The organism is Lysinibacillus sp. GW821-FHT14F06 (genome assembly GCF_058803665.1).
Genome location: NZ_JBXAPF010000006.1, coordinates 1 through 18394, shown reverse-complemented (window position 1 = coordinate 18394; position 18394 = coordinate 1). Strand labels below are relative to the sequence as shown.

Here is an 18394-nt window from a genome sequence, read left to right as displayed (position 1 = left end):
GGAGATTGAATTCATACATAGATTATTTGACGTATTATCATAATTCATAGATGAGAAGAATGAGGTGCTATGTTTCTGCAAAATCATATTTGCACCAGAATCATAAAAAGAACCTCCAACAAATGTAGAATATCTACTTTTGTTGGGGGTTAAAATTAAACAGCAAAATTTAATTTTTCATATGCCATTCAATTATACTTTTTATAAATTGCTTTAATTCGTTATTTTCTTCATTGATCTGTAAAGGAATAGAACCTACGCCCGAATTAGGATTAATGCTCTTGTTTGAATCATTGAAAACTCGACTATCTGTATAGATAATCTTTTTTGAATTGTCATTCCCAGGATACAATACATAGGCACCAATAGTACCTATAATCCCATCCCGATATGCATGCATAGACTTTAAATCTTCCTCTTTAGCATACCGTTTTTGTTCTGTCAGCTTTTCTTCATCAATATCAAACAGTTTCATTTTAAATTTCGTATCAAAATGGTACATTGCAAGTTGCCCATTATGCTCAATAAACAATGAAAAATCTGGATTTTGTGTAATTGCATAAGACGTACTTTGCTTACGCGTGTAACTTCTTTGGAAAGAAAGCGTCGTTGTGGGATAACCCTCTTTTGAGTATTTATACTTAATCTTATCATTCGCTTCATTTAAAACGACTGAATAATTTTTATGACTGATGCTCAACTTTTCCTCTTGTGGATCAACTCCATAAATTTCTTTCAAGTAGTCGTCTAAATAAAACAAAGCAACATACTCATATAGTTTATCAATTGATTTATTTTCAAAAAGCTCGACGAAATCGTTCTCATCGATGCTATGTTTCGGTATCGACTTCATATTTAAATAGAAATTATACAATTGCTTGTACCCTGACCGCTTTGTTAAAACTGTTGAACTTCGGTTGATAACACTTAACCGTCCAACCTCTTGGAAAAATCGTCCTTTAGTAATCCTTGAGAGCTGTGCCTTATACCCTTTTAATTCAATGATGAATTCTTTATTCACAATTTTTTCTTTTGCTGCATGTTGCTCGAATATTTTAATATATTCAGCGAGAATTTTTATACATTGTTTTAAAAAGAACAATACAAATTGATTTTCATTATTATCATTACTTACAATTTTTTCATACTCATTTATTTTTTCTGGATAAAAGCCTTTTAACTTTTTTACGATTGGTAAATCTCTCGAACATTTAACTAACGGTGATTGCCCTGAAAAAGCATCAATCATATTTTCTGATGAAAATTGTGTAACCTTCGAAAAGTCAATCACTTCTACGTTGCTTTGAAATTGTTGATAAGGATTCCTTAATATTAATTGCATAGCATTTAACAATTTATCTTTCTTCAACAAATGATACAGAAATATAAATTTATTAAAGTCATTCTGTTCGTTTTGCTCTTTAACAAATTTATTTTTTGAGATAGCATTACTATTAAATGCTAAAGACAGTTTTGTAATCTTTTCATCAACATATCGGACTAAATCATGTACCTTCTCATACGATAGTTTTTCGCTATGCACTTCGAAAATTTGATGACGAAACTGAATAACACCAACAAAATTTTCCAACTTCAATATAGCAGTATTGGATAACTTATTTTGTTTCCCCTTATAGAAGTAGTCCGTCTCATTAAACGGTGCATCTTCCATCGCCATTAACTCATACGTTTTCCATTCATAAATAAAATAAGTTTGTTTTTCCTCATCAAACCCTAAAGTAGTTTTGGTTGGTGAACGTAATTCAGATGATTCCCCATTTAAAAATGTTTCTACTTCCGTAGTGGTTGCATCTTCAGTGACAACTATAAATGAATCAAACCTTTTGATTTTATAATATATTTTGGCCAAGTCATTCACCTACTTAATGAAAGTAACGTACCCTGTCGATTGCAATGTATCAATCATTTCATCTAGCTTTGTAATCGATTTCGAATATGTAGCTGGAATAATTGATTTCAATTTCAATAAAATATCTTCTAATTCTTCTACATCACCATTCAATTTTGGTAAAACCTTTTGCAAGATTTGATTGTCTATTGCTTGATCTACATCTGACGGGATATGTGTCACATAATTTTTCATATACAATGAAATTTCATTAAACACACGATAACCGAAATGTTTATTTTTGCTCTTAAGTATTTCAAAGATATCTACTAATGTTTTAAACTCTGTAGGATAATTTCTTGATACCCAAATCGTTTCTTTTGAGGTAGCAAGGTTAATAATTAAATTCAACTCATCTTCAGCTAAAGTTAAATCTGTTCTCGAGTTACCTTCACCACCAGTTGGATCATACCCATAGGCACCATAAAGGTCTATTTCATTAAATTCAAGCACATTAGATCTATCTAGAACTTTTGGACTAAACATATATGTTGTTTCATCAATATTTACTGTACCTACTACATAAACATTCAAAGGTATTATTATTTTATTTGGTACATAATAGCTTTCTAAACTCTCATCATACAATGGTGTATTGACAATGTAATCACTTTGGCTTTCATTGACCTTCAAAGGCATATTTGATTGATGCAACACAATCGGTTCTTGAACAATTGAGCTTGTTTCTTCTACAACAATCTCATTAAAATAATCATTTAATAAATTTTTAAATCGTTCTACTTCTCGTTGTTTTAAAACTGTTTCACCTGGTTCTCCAGATTTAGGGGTATTTAATAATTCTTCAATTTCAGCTTCCGTTCTAAATCTATATAACTCAGCATCATTTTCTGAAGACATGAAGAATTTAGGAGCAAATCTACCTGGTTGTCCCTGCACTTTATTATTTACTTCTGTACGAGATCTTGGTGTCCAATTCTCTTTTACAACTTCTCCAGGATTATTCTCCATCCAAAGACGATAAAGTCTACTGTTCCTTATATCTGGGACACTGGCATAATTTGTGAACAGGTTCATTTCAATTGCAGAAATTAAGGTTAAGTCTGGCAATGACAGTGTCGGAATTTCACTTAATTTTTCTTCTTTAAAAATATAAGTTACAGAACTGCTCTCACTAACTATATTTTTTCTACTTTCAATTAGGCTCAAAAAGTCTGAAAAATAATGCTCGACTTTTGCCAAATTCATTTCATCTAAAACTAAAAAATAAGGTTTATCTGGGTTTTGCAATGCTCTTAAGAAAAGCTTAATAACTGGTGTAACCGCATATGTATCATCAATAATATTATGATAACCAAATATAGCACGGCTATCTGTCCAATTTGGTTTAACAGGTACTAATTCATAATTCCCTTCATACGCTAGCTCTTTTGAAAAGTACGCCGCAAATAAATCTATAATTTTTGATTTCCCCGAACCAGAAACGCCAGATAAAATAACGAATGGTTTTGTCTTTAATGAATTGTATAAATTAAATAGTACTTCATCTGAATAGTAGAAATGTTGTGCTTCATAAAACTGCTTTAATCCTGTAAATGTCACTGACAAACTGCTCATCTCCTAACAAATATTCCTATAATGTAGCTACTATTATACCACAATATCCTGATTAAAAATTCTGAATCTATATATTGGTATTGTAAAACTATAGAATTATAATATATAATTTTGTTACTAACTTTTTTTGAAAGGGTTGAAAGCTTTGGATGTTAATTCTACAGTTAGTAGCGAAGATTTTATAGGTACTAAAGAGGTTGCAACTATTTTAGGTGTATCTCAGTCAACAGTTCGTCGTTTAGCTAATACAGGTAAATTAAATTGCTACACAATACAGTACAACAATTACAGAAAATTTAAATTAGCAGAAGTATTGGCGTTTAAAGAGCAAAATTTAAAAATAGCTCCTTGCTCTTCAAATGATGAAAATTTACCAATATCACAATTAGCTTTAGATTTGGATTTTTCCGATTCTCAAAAAAAATCTTTAAAAAATATTACAGCTAAATCACACCCGGCACATTACTTAATGCATAAATACTGGGGTCGTAAGCCTCATAATGTTGTAGCAGATTATATTGAGCACTACACGAAACCTGGGGATACTGTTTTAGATCCTTTTGCTGGAAGTGGAATGACTCCTATTGAAGCGATTAAATTAAATCGCCATGGGATTGGCGTGGATATTAACCCTATGTCAAAATTTATTGCCCTAAATACAGTATCAAATGTTAACTTAAAAGATTATACTAATATATCAAATAACATTTTATCTACTGTCTCTCAGAAACTAAATCGACTATATGAAACTACTTGCCCTCATTGTGAAAATGTTGGATATATAGAAACAGCTATATGGGAAAATGGTAGCTTAATTCGTATAAAGGGAAAGTGTATAAATGATGGCACATTCATTAAAGATGCGGACGAACGAGATAAGAAGGCTTATGAGGAAATTCATAAGGAAAAATTAAAACTAGATTCAGAGGGTAAGATTTCTTACCCAAAAGATAAAGTACTTAAATATGTAAAACGTAGTGGTAAAGAATCAATTGACGAATTATTCACAAGTCGAGCTCTAATCATCTTATCCCATTTAAGAGATGCGATTTTCGAAGTTGAAGATGAGGAAATTAAATCTCTCTTACTATTTACCTTTACATCAATGCTAGCAAATGTTTCGAATATGCTTCCTGGAGATATTGAAAAAGCTACATATAAATCAGGTTGGGTAATCAGTAAATTTTGGACACCAAAGATTCATACAGAAAGAAATATTTTTCATTGTTTCAAACTAAGGATGAAAGCTATAGCCAAAGGGAAAAGTGAGTTATTAGACATTTCTCAGGGCTTATTAACATATGAAAACCAAGACTCTTCTAATTTACTTTTTTTAGCGGATAATTCTATTGATTATATTTTTACCGATCCACCCTATGGTGAAAGTATCGCTTATCTAGCGTTAAGCCAATTCTGGAATAGTTGGTTAAATAATAACGTTGATTATGATAATGAAATTATTGTCGATTCCTACCGAAACAAAGATTACATCGATTACGCTCAAAGAATGTTAAATACATTTAAAGAACTGTATCGCGTATTAAAACCAGGTCATTATTTATCATTCACATTCCACAATCGAGATTTAAACGTTTGGAAATCAGTTATTGATGCATACAAAGAAGCTGGTTTTATTTTACAAGAAATTATTTTACAAGAACAAGCCGTTAGTTCTGGTACACAAGGTATCAATAAAATGAATACACTTACTGGTGATTTTATCTATACATTATGGAAACCACTTGAACAAAATTCAGTACGGCAAAAGAAATACGAAAACAGAGATAATATCGAATTTTTAAAACAACTTATTTCGAATATTATTACAACACATGAGACAATTACACCTTCAAAGCTGTATGAAAAATTAATTCCACTTGTCACGGAAGAAGAGTGTTATTTCGACGAAAATAGCAAAGCAATCGATATTGAAAAAATACTTAAGGAAAATTATCAGTATATTAAAGATGAGAGCAACACAAAGTTAGGGGATTATTACGTATGGAAAATAAAAAAATAAACGCATTAGACCTTTTCTCAGGTGCCGGAGGATTTTCTTTAGGCATGGAATTAGCCGGTATAAATGTAATAGCAGCTGTGGAATATGATGAGAAAATCGCTAAAACATATGAATTTAATCACCCCCATACTGTAACTATTAACGATGATATTCGAAATGTTCCTGCATTAAACAAAGATATTTCTGAAGTAACTAATCCTCTTAGTATTGAGAGCATATTCCAAAGCCAGAATAAAGAGGTTGATGTTATTTTTGGTGGTCCTCCTTGTCAAGGTTTTAGTATGGCTGGCTATCGCATCCGAAATCAAAAACCTTTTTTTGAAGATGAAAGAAATTTACTGTATTTAGAATACCTAAGAATGGTTGAAAAATTATTACCAAAAGTTTTTATTATTGAAAATGTACCAGGAATTTTAAACTTCGATAATGGCAGAATTTATAAAGAAATAACAGAGCGTTTCGACAAATTAGGTTATAATGTTCATGCTGAAATTTTATCAGCAGAGCAATTTGGTATACCTCAAAAAAGAAAAAGAGCATTCTTTATTGGAAATCGCCTGGGTAAAAATTCTAAAGATTTATTCCCAAAAAGTACATTAAATGCAGAACAATATACAACAGTATGGCAAGCTTTAAGTGATTTACCATCTTTAGAAAGTGGACAAGGTATTGAACCAACTCAATACACTTTAGAAGCACAAAATGAATATCAAGAGTTAATGCGTGCAAATGTAACCGATGAAGGTTTTTATAATCATATTAGTGCCATTCATAAACCTGTTACAATTGAAATTTTAAAAATGATTAAACCTGGTCAAACTATGAAGGATTTACCGGAACATATGCGTACAAAATCAGTTCATAGCGGAGCTTATGGGAGAATGGATCCTAATGAACCAGCTTATACAATCACTACAAGGTTGAATACACCTTCTGTTGGGAGAATTACTCATCCTATAGATAATCGTACGATTACACCACGTGAAGCAGCACGTATCCAATCGTTCCCCGATCATTATCGATTTTTAGGAGATATTACAACAATTGGCATGCAAATAGGGAATTCCGTACCTCCATTACTTGCTAAAAAGATAGGTGAAAACATTGTAAGCTCATTAAATGATGCTACTCAAATTTAATTATTGGTCGTAACAGATTTTCTGTTGCGACCATTTTCAATTCAAACACCTTTTGTAAAACCAATAAATTGAATGTTCGTCTCATTCCTAAATTTAAAAATGTTTTCATATGTAATGTTCCCCATATCAACACTATACTCATTTTCAACATTCCGAACAAACAACAGTTTGCCAGCCAACTTATTTACATCACCATATACCCTTTCAATCTAAATTTTTCTTATTTAGATATAGTAACGATGCAAGAAGAGCATGTTGCTGTTCCTGAGCAGGGCGGTGGAAAGCTTATTGCAAAATGGATATTACGACCAGGGCATGTCTGTTGTAGGTCAAGAACTGACAGGTATGATAGGTGTCTATAAATTAGAAAACCAAGTTATCAGTGGCACAGGCAAGTTTGAGTAAAGCTGGTATAGGCTCTAATCGAGAGGTAAAAGATAGCCTTGATACCGCATTCCGTTATTTCACTGCCAATAGTAAGAGTGTCAGCAGGTCGATTAGTACCAAGACGAAGGATTATTTAATTGATCTTACAGACTTATAGGGCATTGGATTAACTGCTCAGGTTGCAATTGCAGCATTAATCGGTCTTTGTTCAGGAGAGAAACCTGTACAGGAAGGTCTTGTGATTGTTGGAAATATGACAGTAGGCGGGACGATTTCGAAAGTAGAGGAATCAGCAAATATTCTTCAAGTTTGTGTGGCTGCAGGTGCAAAGATAATTCTGCTACCAGCACCATCAGCAGGTGACTTCTATACAATCCTAGCAGATTTAATTGTAAAAGTTCAATCAATCTTCTATTCAGATCCGATAGATGCGGTTTCTAAGGCATTAGGAGTGAGTTGATTAGCTTTAAGTATTGGTGAATTAACGTATTTTTGATGATTAATATTTGTAAATAGTAAAAGATGTATTAAAATTGTATTTAGTATTATTGGGGTGAAACAGAAAGGGGAATAGGAAGTGGCAACGACAATAGAAGTGAACAAACAAAGTGTTAAACAATTATTAGAAACAGGAAAAGTTAATAAGTTCATTATTCCTGAGTATCAACGTCCATATGCTTGGTCAGATGAACAAATTCAAACGATCTTTGAGGACTTAGTAGAATATACAGAAAATAATAACGAAAGTACTTATTTTCTAGGGACAATTGTTTCTTATGAAAATGAGAATGGCGAACAAGAAATTATAGATGGTCAACAGCGAATTACCTCTTTGTTTTTATTACTACGTGCACTTTATTCAAAACTAAATTCAATGACAGAAACAAAAGAAGTTAAAAACTTTAAGGGACAAATTGAATCTGCATTGTGGGAACAAGATGAATTAACTGCTGAGGTCGATTTCGAAAAAACACTTATTGAATCCAGAGTAATGAGAGACGAAGGAAACAAAGTTTTTTCAGAAATACTTATTACAGGCAATGTTGAGAGTTTGGCTAAAGATAACTATTCGTTAAACTACAGATTATTTACAGAGCTAATAGAGAAGTATGCTACAAGTGAGCCAGAGTTGTTTTTCTGGTTCATTCGAAATGTACTAAATAAAGCGATTTTATTACCTATTACGGCAGATTCCCAAGATACAGCATTAACAATTTTCTCCACTTTGAACGATAGAGGATTAGCTTTATCAGATGCAGATATTTTTAAAGCTAAGATTTACAATCAGTTAGATACTAATGGGAAAGCAATTTTCATTGAGCAATGGCAGAAACTTGACGATGAAGCAACTAATGCGAATGAAAGTATTCAAAAACTGTTTTATTATTATATGTTCTATTTGAGAGCGTTAGAAAACGATAGAAATACCACAACACCAGGGATAAGAAAATACTATTCAAGAAATAATTTTGAACAGTTATACAAGAGCGATGTGATGGGAAATTTGAGTACTGTGCTTAACCTATGGCTTGTAGTGAATAATCGTGTAGAAATTGAAGATGAAGAATGGTCGAAAAATATTGAAATTAAACAAGTACTAGATATATTAACTTCATATCCTAATGAATTTTGGAAGTACCCAGTTGTTATATATTATCTTAAATACAATGATTCGGAAGATTTTGAAGAACTATTTTTGAAATTTCTAAAGAAACTACTTGCAGTATTGGCAGCGAGATATATAGTTACCCCGACTATTAATGCTGTCAAGAGAGGGATTTTGAATTTAAACTCTGAAATAATCAAATCTCCAATTCCAACATTTGATTTTTCTAAAGTAAGTGAACAAGAATTAAAAGATAAAATCAAGCACGCTCATCGTAATACGGTTCGAATGATATTAAAGATTCTTGCTTATCAAAGTCAGAACGATATACTACCTGAAAAGTGGGAAATAGAGCATATCTTGCCTCAAAAATGGCAAACAAATTACTTTCCTAATAACTCTGAAAGCGAAGTACAAGAATTAGTAGAACATATTGGAAATAAGGTTCCATTTGAGAAAAAACTAAACATTATTGCAGGAAATGGATATTTTAAAAAGAAGCAACAAAGCTATGAAAAATCAAAAGTCCAACTAGTACTTAATCTTTCTAAAAATCATAATGATTGGGGGTTAAATGAAATTCGAGAGAGAGATATTAGGATTTCTGAGGAGCTATTAATCATACTAAATGATTGGGGATTAAATCAACCTAATACCTCTGCTCAGGATGAAACCTCTCCAGTTCCAACGGCTGAAGAATTAAAGATGATTGAAGAACTTAAAAGTAAAGGTTTAATTTAAAGTGTACTGCAAATCACGTTGACTATCTTATTAACTGTATATATTCGATTATATGATTCTCAATGCGATTAGCATGGATTAAAAAAATACTAATCAACTTATAAGACAACATTGCCGAGAATAACGGTCATAAAAACCTACTTTCAACTTATATTAAATGCCTACCCTACATCGTAATTGGTGTAGGATTTTTTTTGCATATTTTTTTAACTCCCTCCGTTTTTTCTCTCTTAAATTGTTTTCAAAGTAACACTGGAAATAGATTTTGTCTAAATGAATTTGGCATTCAGTTTATATCATAAATGGCAACGAAGTATACTCGTTTTTTTGTAATATTATTCAAACGTCTTTTTGTTAATTTAGGTTGATAAATACTATTATAAATCTCCTTCGGCAAAGTATTTCATCATAACGAACCCCTATGTAAAGCATAAATATTCATATTTTTATGCATAACCAGATTATTGTGTATAGCATTTTTTAATTGACAAGCATAGTGTGGAGAATATTTTTTGAATAGTTTCTCTCGGACTTTTGTAGAATGAAAAGTCACTTGAAATATGAGCAGTTAAGAGACGTAAATAAGCGGGTGATTTGGCGTAAGAAAGAAACGGAAATGCGTTGATATAAATACGTTAAATAGAAAATCATCTGCTTCAAAAGAGGAGGGAAAATATGATTCATACAGCAGAGTTTTCAATACAACTAGATTACGAACACATAAATTTTAGAAAGGATCACTATGGCAAGGAACCGATAAACCAAATTTTACACAGGTATATGATGAAAGGGATTAGTAGTGTGGAATACTCAAATAACCTTAATGCATCTTGCAAGATGGTAATAGATATTCCTTTGATTTTAAATAAAGGGAATATAGAAGAAAGTGATTATGAGCGAGTTGAACGTTATATTAAAGGAGCATTGAGTATCGTTTATGGGGATGAACAGTTATTCGAGGAACATAATCTTAGTAGAATTGATTATCGATTTGATATTGAGGTTTCCGATGAAAATATTAGGAACATTTACTTTGAATTATTCAGGAAGTTAAAAAAGAAAAAGGTTCACTTGGAAAAAAAGATTTATTTTACTTCACAATATCATCAATGTAAAAGCATTCATGTTATCTTCTATGATAAGGAACAAGAACGTAGAGATAAAAATGAACATGTTGAGATGTGGGAAAGAGGGATGATGAGATTTGAGGTGTGTGTTAAAAAAGATCATTTGAAGTACAAAAAATATAAAAAAGGAGAGCTACGGTTTTTAAAGGATTATTTTAAAAAAGAAAAATACACCAACTATGTGAACAAGTACATCTTGAACATTTGCCCTACTGGTGATTTTTATTCTTATCCTATGTTAGAGGCAATGATTGCTGCAATGGATTTATCAATTAGAGAAAAATTAGAAATGAAAAAATTCGCAAAATATGTTTCTAAAGGAAACTTAGATACACCTGCTAAGTATTATTCAGATAGCACTTATCGAAAATATCTGAAGCTGTTTAATGAGCATGGAATAAATCCGATTACGATTCCGCCTAAGTACAAGCTTGATTATTTAGAAAGCTTAGTGAAGCAGGCTGTTTTTTAAGTAGGAGAAATTTCTTCAGTGAAAAGCAAAATACGATTGCCTAGTATGTACTAAGCAATGGTATTTTTTAATTTATAATAGCGTGGTCCTTTGAAATATTAAACAGCAGGCATTATTGGTTTTGTTGTATAAAAAAATCGTACAAAACAATAAGTGTTATATATTTGTAGTATTTAAATAAAATAATGTTATCTTAGTTATATATGTTAAAAAATGTTATTATTAAATTATTATATAACCGAGGTGAGATTATGACGAATCTAATTAATATGGAAGAATTTAATAAAGTATTTGAAGAAGCTTTTGAAAAAGAAACAGAAGAAATAAATGCTCAGTTATCTCAAAAAATTTTACTGGCTTTAGTAGGAGACGTTAATTGTGGAAAGTCTTCTACTATTAATAAACTAATGAATGAAGAAGTGGCTATTGTAGGAGCCAAACCTGGAGAAACGGTTGAAATTAAAGAAATACCGTATAAAGAAAATATTATTTTTGTAGATACTCCTGGTTTAGATGATGTTCATAAAGAAAATTCCAACGTAACACTTGAATACTATAAAAATGCAGATGTTATCTTATTTTTTTTAAATGCTGCTGGTACAGTATTATCAGAAAATGAACTGAAAAATCTTAAAGATATTTCTAAAACTAATAAAGATATAGTTATTGTTTTGAATAAGATAGATGCGGCAGAAGATGTACCTTCATTAGTCAAATATATAGAAGATAAAACTTATAATCAGTATCCAATCGCACCAATATCGTCTAAAACAGGTGAGAATATAGAGATGTTACAAAAACATCTTTTAAATATACTTAGAAAAAAGTCAAAGGATATTTTAATGGGAAAGCATTTAAAAAATAGAAGTTCTGTTGCAAATAAATGGATTGTTGGAGCAGGGGCTTCAGCGGCAGTTATAGGTGCTTCTCCCATTCCTGGGTCAGATATTATACCTATAACAGGAATTCAGGTGGGTATGATGCTTAAGTTAGCTACGTTATATGATAAACCCTTATCAAAAGATAACGCAAAGGATTTAATTTTAGCTACTGTAGTTGGTAATTTAGGTAAATCTGCATTTAGACAGATTGTAAAGTTTATTCCAGGTGCTGGATCAGCTATAGGGGCTAGTGTTGCTGGTGCTACTACGCTTGCTTTAGGATACGCAGTTAAATACATGTACGAAAATAATATAGAAATAAATGCTGATCAATTACAATTGATATATAGTATGTTTTTGGAAAAACAAAAGAACTAAACAGAGGTGCTAGGTACATACCAAGGGAGTTACCTATAACATTTGATTGGATAGGACTTTCTAGAGAATTTAGCTGGTATATCTGTGCCTAACTCTTTTTTATTTATACAAATAGCTTAAATGGTCGAAGTAGCTATAATTACACTTGCTACAGATGAATTTAAATTCTTCTAATAAGTACAAGAATGTTACCTAACTAACATTTCATTCGAATGATTATCGTAAACCATAATATTTATAGGATTCACGAATTTTGTTAAGTATTTGCTTTTAACAATAAGAATAAGCTAATTTCCCTGTATGGTGGTTTTTAATACGGTGTTAACACGTCTGGTTATAATCTGGCTAATAATAATTAGAAGTGCTTAGAAACGTTGATGTGACTAGATTTATAAGCAATCAGTTTAAATTCCCGCCGTCTCCATACATAGTATTTAGCAGTAGAAATGCTGTTAAATCAATGTTTATAAGAGTTAGGGTAACTTGATGAAGGTGTTTATAAACCTTCTAATTCATATGATGAATAGGGGGGTTTTTTGAATATAAGCAGAAAGGTAAGCCCATATTCAAATAACGCATATAAATAACTAGGCACCTCCGGTACGATAGACGTATCAATTAAAGGGGGTGCTTCTTTATGTCAACTACTAAACTAACAATCGTCCCTGTGACACTGGATCCCATCACGGACAAGTATTCTTTTATCAATTCAACGCAAGTTTCCTCTGAACCAAGCTGTATCATTAAAACAAGTGGTATTGAAATTTCCTTCTTCAACGGCGTAGATGAGCGCATCATCCAAATGATCATAAAGGAGCTGAATAAACAATGAAGCATGATTTCACGAAAGTGCAGAACATCTATATTTTTGTGGCAAGACGGATATGCGAAAAGGCATTGATGGTCTCGCTACACTTATTCAGGATTCTTTTGAACTGGACCCCTATAGCGATTCCATTTTCTTATTTTCTGGAACGAACAAGGATCGCTATAAATGTTTGTACTTCGATGAGGTTGGCTTTGCCATACTCTATAAACGGTTAGAAAATGGGAAACTGCAATGGCAAAAAGATGAAAAGGAAGTGCGTAACCTTTCACAACAGAAGCTTTGCTGGCTCTTAGCAGAATTATCACTCCAGCGACCAAAAGCTATTGCAAAATCAGCAAAAAATGTATTTTAAATCCATTTATCAAGATGGTATAATCATCCATATCTGATACTGAACGAAATGTGGTGAATGATTTGAGAAACACTTCTATTACAACTGATAAAGTTGTTCAACTTCTTGAAGAACAATTAGCGTAAATGAAACAGCAAAATGGAGATTATCTAAACAAAATAAAGAATTACTGCAACGAATTGAAGCGTTGACTGAACAAGTTCGCCAATTAACAAAGACGTTATACGGTTCTAAATCAGAAAAGTCAAAGTATCCAGCACCGGATGGGAAAGGCTCTTTATTCGAAGTCGTCACGACGTCAACTGTTACGTATACAGTTGTTCGTAAACTACATAAACGTTTCGTGATGGAATGGAAATCGAAGAAATTCATCATCATCCTGAAAACACACAATGTGACTGTTGCCTTGGTCAAATGACTGAAGCTGGTACAACGATTGCGCGTGAAGAAGCAAAATTCCTGCAATAATGATGCGCATCCAGCATATTGAACATGCATATAAGAAGAATGTGTTAAAGTATACATAATAATTTATTTTCGTGTAGACAATATATATTTTAAAGGGTGTATTTAATGTTTCATTTTAATTCAGGTTACTCGAAAGTGAATAACCATTTTGTAATTAAAAATTTACCTCACCATGTTTCTCAGACTATGGATAATCCTATCCTTTCTATAATTCAAAATTTTATTGTGAGAGGAAATCCAACGATTGCAACACCATTCATACGTAAGAAGCTTAATTTAGAGCGATCTTACCTACGTGAAATGGATGATGTTCGAATTATTCAATCTTTACCAACAGATTGGAGTCGCTCTATTCGGGGAGATGAAGTGAATCAGTTTTATCCTGCTTTGAAGTTTTTTGAGGATTTACGTCAAATTTTTAAGCAAAAGGGCTTTTTAGCAGATTTATTTATTGCAGAATGTCCAATCACTTCAATTATTCCTAATATTAATTTTGAAAAGCAGCAAGTAGATTTTTATAGCCCACTGCTAAAACTAGTTATAGAAGTTGATGGTATTGGCCATGAAGATAGGCAACAAAAAAAGTTGGATCGAGTGCGAGATAAGTTATTAAATAAATACGATATTGATGTTATTCGTATTTCGACTGTACAAATTAAAAATAATGATTACAGTGAACTTATCATAAAACTTAGAGATATCTACTTTAAACACGAATCAAACATTAAATTGTTCGAAAAGTATTTAGAAAACCCATCTACATATAAATTGCACTATCAATTAACTGAAATATACCGCTTCCAAATTTTGCTTATAGAATTAATTAAAGGTGAGCGTCTTAGATTTAGCGATAAACAATGGGATTTTGCAGTAAGTAACCAGCAACAGGCTCAATCACTTCAACTAGCTTTGGAGGATTTAAATAAATGGTTAGAAGTTATTGGAGGACTGTTTAATGAATTCTGTTCACTTCCTAAAATATATGTGCATTCTTCAATGAAAAAAGAATACATTTGTATTGATAATTTAGTTGGGAAGTATTGGGACGACACATTAAATGACCCCTCTATCATTTATATACGGGATGATTATTTTGAAGAAAAAAATTATCGTGTAATGAATACAGGTTATATCGTAAATTATGCAATAAAAGAAGAGCAACATTTGCCGTCTCTTCAATATATATTAGATATGCTTTATGGATTTAAATCATTTAATGCAGGACAAACTGATATTATTATTAACACATTAAATCGTAATGACACTGTGGGACTTTTACCAACAGGTGGAGGAAAATCTTTAACATATCAAATTTGTATTTTTTTACAGCCAGCGATTAGCTTTGTCGTTGCACCAATAAAATCGTTAATGGTCGATCAAGTTGAAAACTTAAAGAAAAAACACTTTGTTGATTGTATTGATTATATTAATGGAGATTTGCCACCTCAAATAGCATCAGATAATTTAGTAGGTTTTACAGTGGGGAGAATTTTATTTTTAGTCATTTCGCCTGAAAGGTTTCAACAGCAAGAATTTCGCAATCGTATCCAGATGATTCAAGCAAAAAAGCAATTCGCATATGCTGTTATCGATGAAGCCCATTGTTTATCAGAGTGGGGACATGATTTTCGTACATCTTATTTAGCGCTAGCTCGAACAATACGAAGATATGCGCCAACAGCAACTTTTTTAGCATTAACGGCAACAGCTTCATCAAAAGTATTACAAGATATTCGTAATGAATTAGATATTTCTAGCCAAAACGTAAAAACGATTTCGGACTTTACACGAAAAGAGTTACATTTTCATGTTGTTGAGGCGACCAAATTTGAAAAACAAGATAAGTTAGCTAAGTTGGTACAAGAAAATAAACACTCTCACCTTCACGCCCCATTGATTGTTTTTACACAAACAGCAGGTGGGCATAACGGATGTTTCAAGCTAAGTAATCAATTGAGAAATCAATTGGGACTAAAAACAGCTTTTTATAGTGGGAGTAAACCAAAAGACTTTGAGACACAGGACTTTGCAAAATATAAAGAGAGTGTTCAAAGAGCATTTATGAATAACGAAATAGATGTATTAGCTGCTACTAAGGCATTTGGTATGGGGATTGATAAGCCAGATGTACGTACAGTAATTCATTATGGTATTCCATCTTCTCTTGAATCATATTATCAAGAGGCAGGTCGCGCAGGAAGGGATCGTTCCGAATCTGACTGTTATATTTTATTTACAAAAGATCGGTTAACAGACGAACAAAGAAACATTTTATTTGGTTTAAATACGAAATTAGCTGAAATAGAAAAAACTACAAGAGTTTTACAAGGCGATTTAAATAGTATCATGTTTTTAATGAAACAAGGATTAAAGGATGTTGAGGAAGAAACATCAATAGTCTGTCATTTTTATTATGAGTATCTGAGAGATAATGCAATAGTGCATATCCCAAAACAAGGCGATAATGAAAAAATAATATACAGGCTGGCATTGCTTGGACTTGTAGATGATTGGGTAATCGATTGGAAGACAAATATTATTATTGTGAATGTGAATGATTATGATGAAGCTAAAATTAAGGAAAGTGTTTTTAAACATATTCAAAAATATGATTCTACATTTACTGAAGCAGCTATATCCAACAACCCGGAGTTGTTGGATTATTTAAGGGTTTATGAAAGTCATACTGTCTCACCTTTAAATAAATATGCTTATATTTTACTCAAATGGTATAACGATAATGTTATATATTCTCGTAAACAATCATTAAAAAATATGTTTAATTATGTATTAGAGTTTAACGACTCAAATGATTTTCAACATAAATTAGAAACATATTTCAAACGTAATGACGATGTATATTTATTAGAAAAGACAGTTGCGAATCCACATAATTTAAATAATTGGTGGAAAATCTATTATGTTGAAACAAACGAGAAAATTGTACCTAAAAATGAGATTGAGATAAAAGATTTATCTATTACACTAAGTCGGTTTTTAGAAAGTTATAAAAATGACCCCGCTTTAAATTTAATTGAAGGATTTACTTCTTTAATTAGTAAAGGTTCTTTAAATCAAGAATCTAAACAGCGTTTAATCCAATCTATTAAACATATTGTTACATTAGAAGAAGGGCTTCGAAAAGAAATATTGTTATCAATTGTAGATATAGCAAATGGGTTTTTAACAAAGGAAGAAAAAGTAATTTTAAGTGAAGTTCTATTAACTAGCGGATTTGATTTGGTAGAAGATAAAAAGATTGTTTATAAATCATTCGAAGATGACTTCTCTTATGGTCAACTTGTAAAACATGTTAGTTCAAAAATTAAAGAAGTTAGAACTGGTGGTGATTATCCATGGGACAATTAGATAACATTGAAACATTGGAAACATATATTGATGAATTAGGCAACGAAATTAAAAATGTTAAAAAAGCATCAACATATTTACAGGAAATCGAGGCTCAACATCTATTGGTGGAGAAGCAGTTAGTGCATGTTAAGGAGACAACTGAAACGCTTGAAGCTATCCAATCGCAATTTACTGATAAAACGGAGGAATTCCAATCTCAATTAAAGAAAAATGAAGATCGGTTTAAAGAACTAAATTCTACGGTGGTAAGCTCTTTTTCAGAGACAGAGCATTACTTAAAAGAACAAATTGGGATGATTAAGCAAGAGGCATCTATAGTTGGAAAAGATGTCCGCGAACTTCAATTAAAAACTAATTTACTTGAACAACAGGTAGTTTCTATGTCTTCTACGGTATCTACAGTAAATAATTCGATTATTGAGTTACAATGCCAAATCAATCAGCTAGAGCAGAAAAATTTGGATCTGAAAGAAACAGTTCAACTATCTACTGAAAATCAGAGGCAGTCGGTAAAACGAATAGAGAAAATTGGAATTTTTATGACATCTATTCTTTTAATAGCAATTATATTAATAAGGATTGTGTGAATCCTATAAGTTTGATACAGAGTATAGTAATTATTATTTTGTTACAATTTACTGGAGGTATTAGAAAAATATATGGAAGTCTATGAAAAAATTGTGACTGAAGGAATCGATAGAAAATCAGATTAGTCATGAAACATTGAAACTACATAAAACTAGTTTATTACAATAAAAACATTGAATCAGTTTGTTGTACTAAAGATAGACATAATTTAACAGGAACTGGATAATAAAAAAGTCTTATCTCCGTAAGCTATTTTAGTAAACCTTATTAATCTCTTTGTAAGAACATTTTTTGAATGTGAAAATGACTTTATGAACGTTGCTATAATAAAGTTTCTCGAATTAGTAGGTAGACCCCCCATCTCCATACATTGGAGACAGAATAGTTCCAAAAAACGTTATGCTTTATTGTATCTTTTGAAAACCCTCGCTATTCGAGGGGGAAAGAGCTTCTAGCTATGAACAAGAAAAAAACCCCAGCCGTACAATGAATTCAGGTCTGGTCAACCGACTTCGTACGAAAGGGGATCCAAATGGATAATAAAAGTTTA

12 protein-coding genes and 2 pseudogenes are annotated in these 18394 nt (G+C 31.7%); 12 read left to right on the top strand and 2 right to left on the bottom strand.

What is annotated here, in order from left to right:
* Nucleotides 1–169 precede the first annotated feature (169 nt).
* Nucleotides 170–1870, bottom strand: coding sequence for a DUF2357 domain-containing protein (locus AC1RNS_RS07210; protein WP_492991634.1), 1701 nt, complete (start codon nt 1868–1870; stop codon nt 170–172).
* A gap of 9 nt (nt 1871–1879) precedes the next feature.
* Complete coding sequence (locus tag AC1RNS_RS07205) at nt 1880–3469, bottom strand: DUF8727 domain-containing protein (RefSeq protein WP_492991830.1); 1590 nt, start codon at nt 3467–3469, stop codon at nt 1880–1882.
* Between the two features lie 160 nt (nt 3470–3629).
* Between AC1RNS_RS07205 and AC1RNS_RS07200 the strand changes: the two genes are divergently transcribed.
* The 12 genes and pseudogenes from AC1RNS_RS07200 to AC1RNS_RS07145 all read left to right on the top strand — a co-directional run bounded on the left by AC1RNS_RS07200 (nt 3630) and on the right by AC1RNS_RS07145 (nt 17843).
* Nucleotides 3630–5504 (top strand): DNA methyltransferase, encoded by a 1875-nt coding sequence (locus tag AC1RNS_RS07200; protein WP_492991633.1) that lies wholly within the window; start codon nt 3630–3632, stop codon nt 5502–5504.
* On the top strand, nt 5486–6643 hold the full coding sequence (locus AC1RNS_RS07195) for a DNA cytosine methyltransferase (protein ID WP_492991632.1): 1158 nt from the start codon (nt 5486–5488) through the stop codon (nt 6641–6643). The genes AC1RNS_RS07200 and AC1RNS_RS07195 overlap by 19 nt, the downstream gene beginning before the upstream one ends.
* A 625-nt stretch (nt 6644–7268) precedes the next feature.
* Nucleotides 7269–7490, top strand: a complete 222-nt coding sequence (locus AC1RNS_RS07190) for a hypothetical protein (RefSeq protein WP_492991631.1) — start codon at nt 7269–7271, stop codon at nt 7488–7490.
* Nucleotides 7491–7607: 117 nt separating this feature from the next.
* Nucleotides 7608–9377 (top strand): DUF262 domain-containing protein, encoded by a 1770-nt coding sequence (locus tag AC1RNS_RS07185; protein WP_492991630.1) that lies wholly within the window; start codon nt 7608–7610, stop codon nt 9375–9377.
* 675 nt (nt 9378–10052) lie between these two features.
* A complete protein-coding gene (locus tag AC1RNS_RS07180; RefSeq protein WP_492991629.1) occupies nt 10053–10976 on the top strand; it encodes a hypothetical protein in 924 nt (307 codons plus the stop codon).
* A gap of 251 nt (nt 10977–11227) precedes the next feature.
* Nucleotides 11228–12235 carry a YcjF family protein gene (locus tag AC1RNS_RS07175; protein ID WP_492991628.1) on the top strand — a complete coding sequence of 336 codons (1008 nt, stop codon included), beginning with the start codon at nt 11228–11230 and terminating at the stop codon, nt 12233–12235.
* 637 nt (nt 12236–12872) lie between these two features.
* Nucleotides 12873–13067 (top strand): hypothetical protein, encoded by a 195-nt coding sequence (locus AC1RNS_RS07170; protein WP_492991627.1) that lies wholly within the window; start codon nt 12873–12875, stop codon nt 13065–13067.
* Between the two features lie 46 nt (nt 13068–13113).
* Nucleotides 13114–13416 (top strand): annotated as a pseudogene (tnpB, locus tag AC1RNS_RS07165) (IS66 family insertion sequence element accessory protein TnpB); the annotation flags it as partial.
* A gap of 187 nt (nt 13417–13603) precedes the next feature.
* On the top strand, nt 13604–13834 hold the full coding sequence (locus AC1RNS_RS07160; protein ID WP_492991626.1) for a hypothetical protein: 231 nt from the start codon (nt 13604–13606) through the stop codon (nt 13832–13834).
* Nucleotides 13835–13989: 155 nt separating this feature from the next.
* Nucleotides 13990–14538, top strand: a pseudogene (locus AC1RNS_RS07155) (DUF559 domain-containing protein); the annotation flags it as partial.
* Between the two features lie 342 nt (nt 14539–14880).
* Nucleotides 14881–17253: a RecQ family ATP-dependent DNA helicase gene (locus tag AC1RNS_RS07150; RefSeq protein WP_492991828.1), complete on the top strand. Its 2373-nt coding sequence runs from the start codon at nt 14881–14883 to the stop codon at nt 17251–17253.
* Nucleotides 17241–17843 (top strand): hypothetical protein, encoded by a 603-nt coding sequence (locus AC1RNS_RS07145; protein WP_492991625.1) that lies wholly within the window; start codon nt 17241–17243, stop codon nt 17841–17843. Before AC1RNS_RS07150 ends, AC1RNS_RS07145 begins: the two co-directional genes overlap by 13 nt.
* The last annotated feature ends 551 nt before the right edge of the window (nt 17844–18394 follow it).

What these genes read in the sequence shown, in the direction of transcription:
- AC1RNS_RS07180 (WP_492991629.1), top strand. Translation starts at nt 10,053, where the DNA reads ATGATTCATACAGCAGAGTTTTCAATACAACTAGATTACGAACACATA.
- AC1RNS_RS07175 (WP_492991628.1), top strand. Translation starts at nt 11,228, where the DNA reads ATGACGAATCTAATTAATATGGAAGAATTTAATAAAGTATTTGAAGAA.
- AC1RNS_RS07195 (WP_492991632.1), top strand. Translation starts at nt 5,486, where the DNA reads ATGGAAAATAAAAAAATAAACGCATTAGACCTTTTCTCAGGTGCCGGA.
- AC1RNS_RS07145 (WP_492991625.1), top strand. Translation starts at nt 17,241, where the DNA reads ATGGGACAATTAGATAACATTGAAACATTGGAAACATATATTGATGAA.
- AC1RNS_RS07170 (WP_492991627.1), top strand. Translation starts at nt 12,873, where the DNA reads ATGTCAACTACTAAACTAACAATCGTCCCTGTGACACTGGATCCCATC.
- AC1RNS_RS07150 (WP_492991828.1), top strand. Translation starts at nt 14,881, where the DNA reads ATGAAAAAAGAATACATTTGTATTGATAATTTAGTTGGGAAGTATTGG.